Origin of the sequence: Phytopseudomonas daroniae (assembly GCF_004327275.1) — a bacterium.
Taxonomy (GTDB): domain Bacteria; phylum Pseudomonadota; class Gammaproteobacteria; order Pseudomonadales; family Pseudomonadaceae; genus Aquipseudomonas; species Aquipseudomonas daroniae.
Map to the genome: position 1 here is coordinate 18,864 of NZ_QJUJ01000016.1, position 12,298 is coordinate 31,161.

18 protein-coding genes, 1 tRNA gene and 2 pseudogenes are annotated in these 12,298 nt (G+C 58.4%); 10 read left to right on the forward strand and 11 right to left on the reverse strand.

Going from position 1 to position 12,298, the window contains the following annotated elements; all coding sequences use genetic code 11:
• Positions 1 to 155 precede the first annotated feature (155 nt).
• From DNK10_RS24785 to DNK10_RS24805, 5 genes are all read left to right on the forward strand, one after another.
• Entirely contained in the window at positions 156 to 782 is a 627-nt protein-coding gene (locus DNK10_RS24785; RefSeq protein WP_131182143.1) for a 50S ribosomal protein L25/general stress protein Ctc, read from the forward strand.
• Positions 783 to 834: 52 nt separating this feature from the next.
• Positions 835 to 1,425 carry an aminoacyl-tRNA hydrolase gene (gene pth, locus DNK10_RS24790; protein ID WP_131182142.1) on the forward strand — a complete coding sequence of 197 codons (591 nt, stop codon included), beginning with the start codon at positions 835 to 837 and terminating at the stop codon, positions 1,423 to 1,425.
• Between the two features lie 35 nt (positions 1,426 to 1,460).
• On the forward strand, positions 1,461 to 2,561 hold the full coding sequence (gene ychF / locus DNK10_RS24795) for a redox-regulated ATPase YchF (protein WP_131182141.1): 1,101 nt from the start codon (positions 1,461 to 1,463) through the stop codon (positions 2,559 to 2,561).
• A 147-nt stretch (positions 2,562 to 2,708) separates the two neighbouring features.
• Positions 2,709 to 3,275, forward strand: a complete 567-nt coding sequence (locus DNK10_RS24800; RefSeq protein WP_131182140.1) for a cupin domain-containing protein — start codon at positions 2,709 to 2,711, stop codon at positions 3,273 to 3,275.
• A 151-nt stretch (positions 3,276 to 3,426) separates the two neighbouring features.
• A tRNA-Met gene (locus tag DNK10_RS24805) sits at positions 3,427 to 3,503 on the forward strand.
• Between the two features lie 84 nt (positions 3,504 to 3,587).
• On the opposite strand, the gene DNK10_RS24810 is transcribed toward DNK10_RS24805, so the two are convergent.
• The 10 genes and pseudogenes from DNK10_RS24810 to DNK10_RS24845 all read right to left on the reverse strand — a co-directional run.
• Complete coding sequence (locus tag DNK10_RS24810; RefSeq protein WP_070881183.1) at positions 3,588 to 3,893, reverse strand: HigA family addiction module antitoxin; 306 nt, start codon at positions 3,891 to 3,893, stop codon at positions 3,588 to 3,590.
• Between the two features lie 12 nt (positions 3,894 to 3,905).
• On the reverse strand, positions 3,906 to 4,184 hold the full coding sequence (locus DNK10_RS24815; RefSeq protein WP_083328633.1) for a type II toxin-antitoxin system RelE/ParE family toxin: 279 nt from the start codon (positions 4,182 to 4,184) through the stop codon (positions 3,906 to 3,908).
• 55 nt (positions 4,185 to 4,239) lie between these two features.
• On the reverse strand, positions 4,240 to 5,229 hold the full coding sequence (locus tag DNK10_RS24820; RefSeq protein ID WP_131193390.1) for a phage integrase: 990 nt from the start codon (positions 5,227 to 5,229) through the stop codon (positions 4,240 to 4,242).
• Positions 5,226 to 6,509 (reverse strand): hypothetical protein, encoded by a 1,284-nt coding sequence (locus DNK10_RS24825; RefSeq protein ID WP_131193391.1) that lies wholly within the window; start codon positions 6,507 to 6,509, stop codon positions 5,226 to 5,228. Before DNK10_RS24825 ends, DNK10_RS24820 begins: the two co-directional genes overlap by 4 nt.
• 163 nt (positions 6,510 to 6,672) lie before the next feature.
• Positions 6,673 to 6,846 carry a hypothetical protein gene (locus DNK10_RS25930; RefSeq protein WP_165496033.1) on the reverse strand — a complete coding sequence of 58 codons (174 nt, stop codon included), beginning with the start codon at positions 6,844 to 6,846 and terminating at the stop codon, positions 6,673 to 6,675.
• On the reverse strand, positions 6,843 to 7,178 hold the full coding sequence (locus tag DNK10_RS24830; RefSeq protein WP_131193392.1) for a hypothetical protein: 336 nt from the start codon (positions 7,176 to 7,178) through the stop codon (positions 6,843 to 6,845). Before DNK10_RS24830 ends, DNK10_RS25930 begins: the two co-directional genes overlap by 4 nt.
• 2 nt (positions 7,179 to 7,180) lie before the next feature.
• Positions 7,181 to 8,155 (reverse strand): hypothetical protein, encoded by a 975-nt coding sequence (locus DNK10_RS24835; RefSeq protein ID WP_131193393.1) that lies wholly within the window; start codon positions 8,153 to 8,155, stop codon positions 7,181 to 7,183.
• A 1-nt stretch (position 8,156) separates the two neighbouring features.
• Entirely contained in the window at positions 8,157 to 8,309 is a 153-nt protein-coding gene (locus tag DNK10_RS25935) for a hypothetical protein (protein WP_165496034.1), read from the reverse strand.
• 112 nt (positions 8,310 to 8,421) lie between these two features.
• Positions 8,422 to 8,577 (reverse strand): annotated as a pseudogene (locus tag DNK10_RS26360) (AlpA family phage regulatory protein); the annotation flags it as partial.
• Positions 8,578 to 8,598: 21 nt separating this feature from the next.
• A pseudogene (locus DNK10_RS24845) lies at positions 8,599 to 8,778 on the reverse strand (type II toxin-antitoxin system Phd/YefM family antitoxin); the annotation flags it as partial.
• 62 nt (positions 8,779 to 8,840) lie between these two features.
• On the opposite strand from DNK10_RS24845, the gene DNK10_RS24850 reads away from it, so the two are divergent.
• Complete coding sequence (locus DNK10_RS24850) at positions 8,841 to 9,155, forward strand: type II toxin-antitoxin system RelE/ParE family toxin (RefSeq protein WP_131193394.1); 315 nt, start codon at positions 8,841 to 8,843, stop codon at positions 9,153 to 9,155.
• A 5-nt stretch (positions 9,156 to 9,160) separates the two neighbouring features.
• Positions 9,161 to 9,448, forward strand: coding sequence for a NadS family protein (nadS, locus tag DNK10_RS24855; RefSeq protein ID WP_131193395.1), 288 nt, complete (start codon positions 9,161 to 9,163; stop codon positions 9,446 to 9,448).
• Between the two features lie 426 nt (positions 9,449 to 9,874).
• Here the strand turns inward: nadS and DNK10_RS25940 are convergent, their stop codons facing one another.
• The gene (locus tag DNK10_RS25940; protein WP_165496035.1) at positions 9,875 to 10,264 is read right to left on the reverse strand and encodes a DUF3592 domain-containing protein; all 390 of its coding nucleotides are present in this window, start codon (positions 10,262 to 10,264) and stop codon (positions 9,875 to 9,877) included.
• Between the two features lie 223 nt (positions 10,265 to 10,487).
• Here DNK10_RS25940 and DNK10_RS24870 point away from each other — a divergent pair, with 223 nt between their 5' ends.
• The 3 genes from DNK10_RS24870 to DNK10_RS24880 all read left to right on the forward strand — a co-directional run bounded on the left by DNK10_RS24870 (position 10,488) and on the right by DNK10_RS24880 (position 12,270).
• Entirely contained in the window at positions 10,488 to 10,850 is a 363-nt protein-coding gene (locus DNK10_RS24870; protein ID WP_131193397.1) for an RcnB family protein, read from the forward strand.
• A gap of 119 nt (positions 10,851 to 10,969) precedes the next feature.
• Positions 10,970 to 11,416 carry a hypothetical protein gene (locus DNK10_RS24875; protein ID WP_131193398.1) on the forward strand — a complete coding sequence of 149 codons (447 nt, stop codon included), beginning with the start codon at positions 10,970 to 10,972 and terminating at the stop codon, positions 11,414 to 11,416.
• A 194-nt stretch (positions 11,417 to 11,610) separates the two neighbouring features.
• Positions 11,611 to 12,270: a DedA family protein gene (locus DNK10_RS24880; protein ID WP_131193399.1), complete on the forward strand. Its 660-nt coding sequence runs from the start codon at positions 11,611 to 11,613 to the stop codon at positions 12,268 to 12,270.
• Positions 12,271 to 12,298 lie beyond the last annotated feature (28 nt).

Sequence of the window (12,298 nt, forward strand, 5' to 3'; positions counted from 1 at the left end):
GAGCATTCCGAGCCGCTTTCTAACGCAGCAGGGCCAACGCGCAGCAAATCGTGCCGCTGATGAAAACGCCTGGCCATTTGGCCAGGCATACCACTGAACCGCCCCGTCGCTGGTCGCAAGCGTAACGGGCGGTTTGGTTATTCTGGAGAAGTGAAATGACTGTTGAATTTACCCTGAATGCCGAAGCGCGTTCCGACCTGGGGAAAGGTGCGAGCCGCCGCCTGCGTCGTAACGCCAGCCTGGTTCCAGCCGTGATTTACGGTGGCGAGAAAGCCCCCCTGTCCATCAGCCTGGTCGCCAAAGATTTCGCCAAGCTGCTGGAAAACGAAGCAGCATTCAGCCACGTGCTGAACCTGACCGTTGACGGCAAGAAAGAAAACGTCCTGATCAAAGCCCTGCAGCGCCACCCGGCCAAAGGCTTCGTTCTGCACGCTGACTTCATCCGCGTCGTTGCCGGCCAGAAACTGACCGCCCACGTACCGTTGCACTTCATCAACGAAGCCACCTCGGTTGGCGTCAAGAAAGGCGGCGGCGAAGTCCTGCACAGCCTGAACGAAGTCGAAGTTTCCTGCCTGCCGAAAGACCTGCCGGAATTCATCGAAGTCGACATCGCCAACGTCGAAATCGACCAGACCGTTCACCTGTCCGACATCAAACTGCCGAAAGGCGTTGAGCTGGTCGCTCTGGCCCACGGTAGCGATCTGCCGGTTGCCAGCATCCACCTGCCGCGCGTTCGTGTAGAAGACGCAGCTGAAGGCGAAGGCGAAAGCACCGCCGAGTAATTGGCGAGCTCCATACCTCGGTGTGGAACTGCTTTTAGGAAAGGGCTCCTGTATGACTGCCGTACAACTGATCGTTGGCCTGGGTAACCCGGGCCCCGAATACGACCAGACCCGGCACAATGCAGGGGCCCTTTTCGTTGAGCGCCTGGCAGACAGCCAGCGCGTCAATCTCAGCGTCGATCGCAAGTATTTCGGCCTGGTGGGCAAGTTTGTCCATCAGGGTCGCGAAGTTCGTCTGCTCATCCCCACCACCTTCATGAACCGCAGCGGCCAGTCCGTGGCGGCGTTGGCGAATTTCTTCAAGATCAAACCCGAAGAAATCCTGGTGGCCCACGACGAACTCGACATGCCTCCCGGCGTCGCCAAACTCAAACAGGGTGGCGGGCACGGTGGGCATAACGGGTTGCGTGACATCATCGCGCAACTCGGCAACCAGAATAATTTCCACCGCCTGCGGCTTGGCATCGGTCACCCCGGGCACGCCAGCATGGTCTCCAACTTCGTGCTCGGCCGCGCTCCGCGTGGCGAGCAGGAACTGCTGGATACCAGCATCGGCTTCGCCCTCGACGTCCTCCCGGAAATACTCGCCGGTGACTGGCCGGTAGCGATGCGCAAGCTGCACAGCCAGAAAGCCACTCTCTAAACTTTATCTACCGCCTTTGGCGCGAGGGACACACCATGGGATTCAATTGCGGCATCGTCGGCCTACCCAACGTCGGCAAGTCCACCCTGTTCAATGCCCTCACCAAATCCGGTATCGCGGCCGAGAACTTCCCGTTCTGCACCATCGAGCCGAACAGCGGCATCGTGCCGATGCCCGATCCGCGCCTCGACGCCCTGGCGGAAATCGTCAAGCCCGAGCGCGTGATCCCCACCACCATGGAATTCGTCGACATCGCCGGCCTGGTAGCGGGCGCGTCCAAGGGTGAAGGCCTGGGCAACAAGTTCCTCGCCAACATCCGCGAGACCGATGCCATCGCCCACGTGGTGCGCTGCTTCGAAGACGAGAACGTCATCCACGTCGCCAACAGCGTCGACCCCAAGCGTGACATCGAGATCATCGACCTCGAACTGATCATGGCCGACCTCGACAGCTGCGAGAAACAACTGCAGCGCGTCACCCGTACCGCCAAGGGCGGCGACAAGGAAGCCGTGGCGCAGAAAGCTCTGCTGGAAAAGCTCATCCCTCACTTCACCGAAGGCAAGCCGGCGCGCAGCCTGCTGAAAAGCCTGGGTGACGACGAGAAGCGCCTGGCCAAGACCTTCCACCTGCTGACCACCAAGCCGGTGATGTACATCGCCAACGTGGCCGAAGACGGTTTCGAGAACAACCCGCTGCTCGATGTGGTACAGGCCATCGCCGACGAAGAAGGTGCCATCGTGGTACCGGTGTGCAACAAGATCGAGGCCGAGATCGCCGAGCTGGACGATCTGGAAGAAATGCAGATGTTCCTCGAGACCATGGGCATGACCGAGCCAGGCCTGAACCGCGTGATCCGCGCCGGTTACTCGCTGCTCAACCTGCAGACCTACTTCACCGCGGGCGTAAAGGAAGTCCGCGCCTGGACCGTCAAGGTCGGCGCCACCGCGCCACAGTCCGCCGCCGCGATCCACACCGACTTCGAGAAAGGCTTCATCCGTGCCGAAGTCGTCGCCTATGACGACTTCATCCAGTTCAAGGGCGAAGCCGGTGCCAAGGAAGCGGGTAAATGGCGCCTGGAAGGCAAGGAATACATCGTCAAGGACGGCGACGTGATGCACTTCCGCTTCAACGTCTGACCTCCCCCCAGGCCCGCCCACGAAGCCCCTCGAGCGCCCGCCCGAGGGGCTTCGTATTTCGCGGGCACCCACTTCCCAGCGATAACCGCAACACCTGCGCAACATTGCCCTCTATAAGATGAAGCCATTGCCTCGAGAGGGCTCGTCATGGACACGTTTTCCCGCCGCCTGATCCTCCACTACCTCGCCAGCCTCGGTGAGGCATCGAGCGCTACCGGAGCAACATCCGCCCCAGTTCCCGTCACGGCGAAAGTGGAAAAACTGCTGCTTCTGCGCAACGACTGGGTGCCGAACAACGGCAAGCACCCGGTGCTCGTCTATCGCCAGGCATTGAAGGACGAGGGGCTGCCGGCGCCATCCGGCACGCAGCGTCTGTTCGGTAAAAATGCCTGGCCCGCGCAATGGGTTGATGGCATCTATGACTATCACCACTACCACAGCAATGCCCACGAAGTGCTCGGCGTCATCCAGGGCGAAGCCCGGGTCATGCTGGGCGGCCCGGGCGGCCGGGAACTCAGCCTGCACAGCGGTGATGTATTGGTACTGCCGGCTGGCACCGGTCATTGCAACCTGGCCAGCAGCGACGACTTCCTCGTCGTGGGCGGATATCCGCAGGGCCAGCAGCCGGATCTCTGCCGTGCGGCACCGACGCCGGAACAGCAGCGCGCCATCGAACGGACGCCCTACCCGCATCGTGATCCCGTCTTCGGCTAGACAGCCCGAGCCTGCAAGGCCCCGCCTCGACACAGCGGCTATCAGCATGGCGCGCCTTGCCAAAAAACGGCTAAACGGTTGAAAGTGCGTAAATTATTATGCCCACTGGGGTTGACACGACACTGACGGATGCGGAAAATGCGCGCCACTCGGCTACGTAGCTCAGCTGGTTAGAGCATAGCATTCATAATGCTGGGGTCCGGGGTTCAAGTCCCTGCGTAGCCACCAAACAAAACAAGGGTTTACCGAAAGGTAAGCCCTTTTTTGTTTCTGGGGCAGACTACAAACAGACTACACCCAGACCACCGGGCCTCATGCCTGGGCACGCAGAGGCTCAATCTCGTGCTCAATCTCTTCGCCATTGGCGGCAAAAGTCGTTGCTAACGAATAGTCGGTTTGCAGGTTCATCCAGAACTGAGCAGACGTATCAAAATAGCGCCCAAGGCGAATAGCCATATCTGCAGTCACCCCACGTCGCTCACGAACGATTTCATTCACCGTGGGAGCAGATACATGGAGCGCACGCGCCAGTGCAGCCGGGGAAATATCCAGCGGCTCTAGAAACTCTTCGCGAAGGATTTCGCCCGGATGGATGGGGCGCATACCGTTAATTGCCATGGTGCGACCTCCCTAGTGATAGTCGACTATTTCAACATTCGTCGGGCCGGCGTCCGACCACTCGAAACAAACACGGAATTGATCATTGATTCTAATGCTGTACTGACCCATCCGATTTCCCTGTAACGCCTCAAGTCGATTACCGGGTGGAGAACGCAGGTCTCGAAGCTCAGTGGCCGCGTGCAGCATGGTTAACTTCCGCGTGGCGACATTGAGGATATTCTTCCACCGCCGCGAATCACCGGTTTCGAACAGAGCCCGAGTCTCTGGACACTTAAAGCTCAAAATCACGCTTTAATCCTTAACGTTAAGCGTTATAGACATACTACATCATTGCTCTGGATATTCAAGTGAACGCGTGGCCGCTCTGCTGCAGCGGCGAGAGCCTCAGCGCTGATTCCAGATGATCAGGCGATAGATGCGCATAACGCATGGTCATTGTGATAGACGAGTGACCCAGGATCCGCTGCAAGCTGAGAATATCCCCTCCCCCCATCATGTAATGACTGGCGAAGGTATGACGCAGAATGTGGGTCAGCTGACCCGGCGTATGGAAACCACAACGCTGATACGCGCTACGGAAAGCAGCCCTGCAGGGCATGAACAGTCGGCCAGATCCTGGCATGGCAACGGATAACGCAGCCTCCTCAACTTCTTTAGGGATCGGCACCGACCGGGACTGACGATTCTTTGTCCTGTGGAAATGGGCCTTGCCCCCGAATAGCGCCGCACGGCTCAGACTTTCGGCCTCATCCCAACGAGCCCCAGTTGCCAAGCAGATCAAAGCAACCGGGTAGGTGTGGTTGTTGGTGGACTTCCTGCACTCATCGAGCAGCAGACCGACTTGATCCAGGGTCAGAAACGTCAGCTCGGTCTGGTCGGTCTTGATCTGGCGGATCTTGGCCAGCGGGTTGACGCCATGCCATGCACCGAGGCGGATCAGCTCAGAGAAAACAGCCGATAGGTAACGCTGCTCATGGTTGACGGTGTGGGGCGAAACATCCTTCAACCGGGCCTGCCGATAGCGAGCCCAGGCTAGCGCATCGAACTGAGAGGCCAGCGGGTTACCGAGGCGTTCAACGACAGCCAGCGTGCGAGAGAGTCGGCCCTTCACGTCCTTCAGGCTGCTGCCATGCAATGAGTGCCACAAGGTGACCAGACCGGAAAGACGGTCATCAAGCGGCCTGCCGGTTTGCTGCAACGTAGCAAAGTAGTCTGACTCATAGCGCTGGGCAGCCGATTTAGTCAGAAATCCGTACTTCCTGATTCGACGGCCAGAACGACCGTTTTCGTAGAAGTCCGCAGTCCACGTTTTGCCTTCCTTACGCGCCGTCATACCGCCCTACCCCACCGCACATGACGTTCCTGCAGCAGATGCTTGATGTGTTTGTAGAGATCGTCCTGGGTCATTTCCTTGGCGGCGTAGTGATCACGGATGACCGGCCAGCAGTCCCATTGCTGCAGGGTCTTAAACGCCTTTTTTGCTCTCACCTTTTCCCTTGCCAGCAGGCTTACGAAGTTTCCCAGGAACAGCTCAACGTTCTTGCCGGAAAAGCCACGCGAGGTTTTGTAGTAGCGCTTGTATTCAGTGTCATCGAGCAGCGAATCCACCAGCAGATCGACGCGCACGTCATCACGGATCAGCGTCCAGATAGGCTCAAAATAACCAGGGCGAGCAAGCAGCTTGAATTGGCGAAGGCCATACTGCCAGAGCCCGTCCAGATGGCCAGCGAAGGCAGCAAAGGAGCTGGTATCAATCAGCGCACCGGATTTCAGATCGATAGAGCCACTGGCAAATTGCTGGATGATCGAGTGGTGATAGCGCAGCTCTACACGCCACACATCAGCGTCAGGATCGTAGTTGTCCGGGTCTTGCGGGTCGAAACTGTCGCGGCGCTTCCAGACGCTTTCCCAGTAGTCGAGCTTGTCGGTAGCGCGGGCCTGTTCAGTCTTGTTGTAGATACAGAGCTGCACGCCACTGGCAGAGCCGAACATGGAGGTTTCGCCACGACCGTAGGTGCTGGATTTTGTCGCCCAGTTGATTTCATTGATGCCCGAAATATCACGCTGAGTGCGAGCCCGGCAGTGCATGCGGGCGACCAGATCCACAGGTGGCTTCCAGCCCTGCAGGTCTAGAGCGAGATGGACGGCGCATTGGTTGATTTCACGATGGCTCAGGACTGCTGCAGCGTAGTAGTCCATGTGTTCCTGCAGACGCTCAGGTGACAGAGCGTCGATGGCATGGGGCGAGACTTCGATTTTCAGATGTGGGCCGATGGCGTTGATCTTGGCGTTGAAGTTCTTGATCAGCAAGATGATGCCCAGGTCAGCATTCTGGAGCTTGTACTGGTAGCCAGAGTCTTTGCTGACCCGACCCGAGTGCCAGATCTGATCAGCGAATTCGACCATGACGCCCGGTTTCTCAAACAGGCTCATCACGTCCGGGCGGATCAGGCCCCGGTACAACTGGCGCACGGTATCAACACCGCAACGGAGCAAGCGGACGCCTGACAGATCCACGAAACCAGAACAGGCGGGGTCAACAAAAAGCCGACTGTTCTGATTGACCAGCCCAGTTTCGATATCAATCCGGGTGAAGTCTTTTGGCTTGCTCATTTATGTATCACTCTGGTTTTGTCTGGTTGGCGAACTTCGTTTATCTGACGTGTTACAAGGACGTCACCGGGCGCTCTGGGCGCGCCCGGCGGAGTCTCGGACTGCGTCCAAACCGCCGCCGGGCGCCTGCCAGAGCGACATATCCACCCATGGTTTCGCGTCATCAGGAATCAGTTCCACATCGTTCATGCCGTGGATACTCCTCGCGGGAAACGAAGGGGCTGACCATCCGGGCTCTGGGGAGATCGTTTACCAACACCGAAGGGGTGCCGACGAAGTAGAAAACCAATCCGCCCGGAGCGCGCTCGAAGGTGGTTCCGAAGTCGACGGTGCTCATGCCTCCACCTCCCGTTCCTGATCCATCCGCTCCATTGCCTGGCGATGCCTGGCCACCATGCCGCCGGAATGCAGATGGAACTCCTGCAACAAGTCGTAGAGCCGCACACTCACGGGATGGTGGCTGCCACCAATCGCCGGCATTACCGCGTCGAACAGCGCCCGGCGCAATTCGTCATAGATATCGCGGGCGTGGTTGAAGTGGTGAACCTCTTCCCGGGTCAGTGTGATGCCCTCGGCCAACTCAGCCTCAAGAGCAATCACTACAAGTACTTGGCTTTTCTCAGGCAAAGAGGTGCCTGCACCGCTGATGCGGTGTTTTTCGATATTCATGGTTAGGCTCCTAGGGCAGCGAGTTTTTCGAGGGTTTTGGTGTACTCGATGCAGAGGTCGGCATGGCTGGCACTGGCCATGTCTTCATCCAGCCCACGCTGGCAACGAACTACCAACGCGCCAGGATGATGAGCCTTGATGGCTTTCTCCGCCGTACGCATTGCCTTTAGGGTAGGGAACGGCCCAAACTTGCCGAATGGCGCACGCTGGATAGCGTCATCAAGGGTGTAGTAGTTCACGAACCCACCGAGATGACGCCAACGAGCCGAAAGTGCCGTGACTTTCTGGCGGGCAACCTCCTGCTCCTTCGGCAGCTTCATGGGAAGGCAAATACTACTGGCGATCTGCGAGCAGTGGATATCGAACGACTCTTCCGGAAACAGCTTCGCAATAGCCAGGAGTGCGACCTCTGCCTCCTCCTCATGCTCGAACGGGCCAATGACACCGACAGGAGTGGCTTTGTCGGACTTGGTAGGGTCGATACCATGAGTGACATGGATCGGAAGGTCGTCATCACCACCAACACGCTCGAACACCAGCCCAACCGATTTCAACTTGACGTAATAGGCATACGTCCAGCCGTCGATGACACGGAAAAGCCCATGGCGTTCTGCATAGGCAGCGTTCAATCGCCCACGTACACGGAGCATTGCCGACTGATGCTGCTGGCCGAGCTCAAACTGCCCTTTGAACTCAACTTCCCGAAGGTCGACTCGATACTGCTCATCAGGAAAGTACTCCCTGAGGTTGGCAATTACCTTGTTGGCCTGGCCTTCATTCGGGAGTGGCCCTACCGGCTCCAGCCCCTCGCCGCCCGCGGCCGTCCCCAGCACGAAATACCCTTGGACTTTGTCGCCCAGGATCTTGAAGCCATAAAGCTCCCGTACCTCTGCCGGTTTGGTCGCCTTTACACGCTGGCGAAGGCGGGGTTGGGAAACCGTGGAATCTTGGTGAACCAACTTGGCTGCAGTATTCATTTCAACCTCCAACATTCATGGTTTCTAGGGCGCGAGCGCGCCGCATATGAGCGTTGTAGCGAGCCAGGCGGCCCGCAAGGTTGAAGTCGGAATGCAGAGCACCAACTGCCGGACGGCGATGGGAAGCTGCACGAAGATTGGTGATCAGGTTCATGCTGCCTCCTCGCACAAAGCGCTGCGACTATGCACCCAAGCCTGAACCTCAGCCAGCAACCCAGCCGACCGGAGCGCCACGCTGTTTGCTGTCGCTCAGGCGGTACCTGACGCGGGAAGTTCGGGTCATCCTCAAGGTGTTTGTAAATAGTCACCCGCTTCAACCCGGTCAGTATTTCGACCGCAGGCATGCGGATGATCCGCATATCAGGATCGATCAGCTCAGCGCCAGCGTAGCTTTGCGCGGGTTCCATGGTACTTTTGCCCATGACGTTGTTTCCTTTGAGGGTTTCGACGTTATCCAAAGCCCTAGGTGTTGGCGCACCTGGGTCGGCCGGAACCATATACCCCACGATCCGATTGCGGCTGAGTACGGCAACTGGTGAGCCGTTGGCAGTCCTAAGCACGGCGGAAGGATTTTTCTTCAGTTCGGACACGCTGACAGCTGTGTCAGCCAAGACGCGCTGCATGTTAAAGACCTCTGAATAGATCGGCAGTTGCGAGCTGTACGTCAATGGCGTACATTTCAAGCATGATCTTTATCGAGACTCCAATTTTCACCAAGCGGCTACGCGAGCTGCTGGATGACGATAGCTATGCGGCCTTCCAACGCCTCCTGGCCTACTGCCCAGAGATGGGTGATGTTATCGAAGGCACAGGCGGCATCCGCAAAGTGCGGGTGGCCTCCAGCGGGCACGGCAAGCGCGGCGGGTCGCGGGTTATCTACTACCACTTCTCGGCAGCCTCGCAGATCGCACTACTGCTGATCTACCCAAAGAACGAAAAAGACGATTTGAGCGCAGACGAGCGCAAGACGCTCAAGCACATCATCGAACGGTGGAGGTAATCACCATGAGCAAATTTTTCGACGACCTGTTGGAAAGCGTCCAGCAAATGGATGAAATCCATCGAGGCGAGCGGCAGCCATCGAGGGAGTTCACTGTAGACGCACTGCAGGTGAAGGAAATCCGCAAGGCCACCGGTCTGACCCAGGCCCGGTTCGCCGCGATGATCGACGTTCAGCTTGGCACCCTGCGCAACTGGGAGCAGGGCCGGCGCGAACCAACGGGGCCAGCCAAGGCCTTGTTGCGCGCTATCCATAACGACCCAACGCACGTTATCCAGGCGCTGGCCAACTGACGCTGACCAGCCCCAGCAGCTGGCACCGTGTATGCCTGTATGTATACCTAACTCGCAACCACCACACAAACACCATTGATAACAGCTACTTACCAATCCAGTTCAAGTGACTGCGTACCGAAAGGTAAGCCCTTTTTGTTTGCGCCAGTGACTACGCCGCGCCTCCTCACCGCCCTCACTCATCCCATGGGTCTATAACCGCTACTCCCAAGTAGTCGAAGTGACGGACATTGCGAGTGGCAACAGATCCATCATAAAGCAGCAATAGCCGCGATCTGGGCATCAGCCATATCGACGCCACTGCAAGGGCCAGCGGCGTGTCGGTCGGAGTGCGATCAGGCACATAACGAGCAGCCGCTATGCCGCCAGGGCAGCTTTATCGAATTGGACGTATGTACTGAGTCGTCGCAAGCCGACAGTGATCGACTATTCAAGCAGCAGCTCGACCACCAGAAAGATGCTGGAGATGCTGCACAACAACACCCCGAGCCAGAAGAACGAAGCGCCGCGCTGTACCGGGGTGTCGATCACCGCGTGTTTGGGGAAGGCGGGGTCATAGCGAACCGGCACCACATCGCCTTTGCGGTAGTGGCGCCAGTTGCTCATGCTGCTTTCATGCGTATGCAGGTGGCCGTGTTCGTCGCGCCATTCGAAACGCGGGTAGCGGCTCGGCGTGTTGAGCCCCCAGGCGCTGGCGATGATCCGTCCTTGCGCCTGCTGCCAATCCCGGCTGGCACGACGACGGGACAGACCAATGCCCATCAGCACAGCACCGACGCAGCCGAATACCAGGGCAAGAAATACGGAAACGGGCATGACTGACTCGAATAGTGGAACTTGAACAATAGGCGTATCAAGTGCGCCGAAGTTCATGGAAAAAAGACACCGTTCGGCAGCATGTGGGTCGTGCAAGACCTCCACATCAAGTCCAGCGCTCGTCGAATTAACGCTCTGCCAGCGACCCCCTGCAAATTTAGGTTGAGTTTTCTGCAACCTGTTCCTGTCCATAATCATGGACACGGAATAAGGAGAGTCACCCATGAAAACCACGCCTACCCTCAGTGTATTGCTCGGCACTCTGCTGGTCACCGGCTTCGCCCATGCGGCCGACCCTGCAGAGCAGGAACCTGCCCGCGAGGCTTACCAGAATCAGGTGTTGCAGCAGCAGCCCGATCAGGAAGACCCGGAATCCAAGGATCCGATGCACATCGGTCAACTCAAGGAAGGCACGCCCGCGCCGCACAAATACTGGCGCGACGATTACGCCATCAAGGATCTGAAAAAGCACAACCTGCCCGAGCCGGAGGACAAGGAACACGAGCACTGGGTGAAGATCGGTACCGACTACGTATTGCTGAACAACAATACCGGCACCATCCAGCGCATCATCAAGGCCAAGTAAGCGCTCTGGCGCAGCATGCCGACACGGAAAAAAGCTCATTAGCGCCGCGCAAGTAGCTATCATTCACAAACGTGTCCGCCATGCGTGCGTGTCGGCCCTTTCTCTTCTAGGGATGGATGATGAAAGCTTCAGTTCGTAAACCCTACAGCCCGCGTAGCGAGCTGATACGCGGTGCCGCGGCTATGGCCGTTGGCGCCGCGCTGGCTTATGGAGGCACCTACCTGTTCGCCCTGCTGCGACCCGTGTCGCAACCGGCTGCGCCAGAGGTCGTCACCGCGGTACCGACCATTGCGGCGCGCACGACGCCAGTCGTCACCAACACGCCTGCGCCAGGCGAAGATCCCTGGTGGCGCGGCGACGCCGAGTTCTGGCAAGAGCAGGCACGCCTGAACAGCGCGGTAGTGGCTCCGCAGTACCGCGATCTGCAATTGGCCTGGTTAGAGCGGATGGCGGCCAATGCCAAGCAGCGCGCCCTGTTGGGCGCCACGGGCAGCGAACCGCTCGCCGTACCGGCCAAGGAAGCGCAAACCACCGAACTGCATATCACCGAGACCGCGCGTCGCTAACGGCAGCGCCCCTCCCCCAATTACTGGCGCTTTCGTCGCCCCGTGCCCGTCTGACGGAACGCTTGCCCTCAGCACTGCTCAAAAGCCTGCCTGACCCCGTGTAACACGCACCTTTGCACATTGACGCAAGCATAATGCCGCCCCACCGCCCGCCCTGAATCGCAGCGGGCCTGCGTATACAGTTGGAGCCCTTGATGGAATTCATTCACCTGGTTATCGATTTCATTCTACATATCGACCAGCACCTGGCGACCCTGATCGCCCAATACGGCACGTGGATCTACGCGATCCTGTTCCTGATCGTGTTTTGCGAAACCGGCCTGGTGGTGACGCCCTTCCTGCCAGGTGATTCACTGTTGTTCGTGGCGGGCGCGATCGCCGTACACGGCAGCATGAACGTACACTTGCTGGTGCTGTTACTGATCACCGCGGCGATTCTCGGCGATGCGCTGAACTACACCATAGGCCGCTTCATGGGCGAGAAGCTGTTCAGCAACCCGGACTCGAAGATCTTTCGCCGCCGTTATCTGGACATCACTCAAGGCTTCTACGCACGTCATGGCGGCAAGACCATCATCCTCGCGCGCTTCGTGCCCATCGTACGCACCTTCGCGCCATTCGTAGCCGGTATGGGCCGGATGAGGTATGCCCACTTCGCTGCCTACAACGTGGTCGGCGCGATTCTCTGGGTCACTCTGTTCACCTACGGTGGCTACTTCTTCGGCAACCTGCCTGCGGTGCAAAGCAACCTGCATTACCTGATCATCGGCATCATCATCGTGTCGATCCTGCCGGGTATGATCCAGTTGGTTCGCCACAAGATGAACGGCTCGGCTCGCGCGCAGATCCCGTAACGGGCGGCACGCAGATATGAAAAAACCC

Coding starts and splice junctions, on each gene's coding strand:
- DNK10_RS24870 (WP_131193397.1), top strand. CDS start 10,488: ATGAAAACCACGCCTACCCTCAGTGTATTGCTCGGCACTCTGCTGGTC.
- DNK10_RS25940 (WP_165496035.1), bottom strand. CDS start 10,264: ATGCCCGTTTCCGTATTTCTTGCCCTGGTATTCGGCTGCGTCGGTGCT.
- DNK10_RS24830 (WP_131193392.1), bottom strand. CDS start 7,178: ATGAATATCGAAAAACACCGCATCAGCGGTGCAGGCACCTCTTTGCCT.
- DNK10_RS25930 (WP_165496033.1), bottom strand. CDS start 6,846: ATGAGCACCGTCGACTTCGGAACCACCTTCGAGCGCGCTCCGGGCGGA.
- DNK10_RS24800 (WP_131182140.1), top strand. CDS start 2,709: ATGGACACGTTTTCCCGCCGCCTGATCCTCCACTACCTCGCCAGCCTC.
- DNK10_RS25935 (WP_165496034.1), bottom strand. CDS start 8,309: ATGAACCTGATCACCAATCTTCGTGCAGCTTCCCATCGCCGTCCGGCA.
- DNK10_RS24875 (WP_131193398.1), top strand. CDS start 10,970: ATGAAAGCTTCAGTTCGTAAACCCTACAGCCCGCGTAGCGAGCTGATA.
- ychF (WP_131182141.1), top strand. CDS start 1,461: ATGGGATTCAATTGCGGCATCGTCGGCCTACCCAACGTCGGCAAGTCC.
- DNK10_RS24825 (WP_131193391.1), bottom strand. CDS start 6,509: ATGAGCAAGCCAAAAGACTTCACCCGGATTGATATCGAAACTGGGCTG.
- DNK10_RS24820 (WP_131193390.1), bottom strand. CDS start 5,229: ATGACGGCGCGTAAGGAAGGCAAAACGTGGACTGCGGACTTCTACGAA.
- DNK10_RS24850 (WP_131193394.1), top strand. CDS start 8,841: ATGATCTTTATCGAGACTCCAATTTTCACCAAGCGGCTACGCGAGCTG.
- DNK10_RS24810 (WP_070881183.1), bottom strand. CDS start 3,893: ATGGCAATTAACGGTATGCGCCCCATCCATCCGGGCGAAATCCTTCGC.
- DNK10_RS24835 (WP_131193393.1), bottom strand. CDS start 8,155: ATGAATACTGCAGCCAAGTTGGTTCACCAAGATTCCACGGTTTCCCAA.
- nadS (WP_131193395.1), top strand. CDS start 9,161: ATGAGCAAATTTTTCGACGACCTGTTGGAAAGCGTCCAGCAAATGGAT.
- pth (WP_131182142.1), top strand. CDS start 835: ATGACTGCCGTACAACTGATCGTTGGCCTGGGTAACCCGGGCCCCGAA.
- DNK10_RS24880 (WP_131193399.1), top strand. CDS start 11,611: ATGGAATTCATTCACCTGGTTATCGATTTCATTCTACATATCGACCAG.
- DNK10_RS24785 (WP_131182143.1), top strand. CDS start 156: ATGACTGTTGAATTTACCCTGAATGCCGAAGCGCGTTCCGACCTGGGG.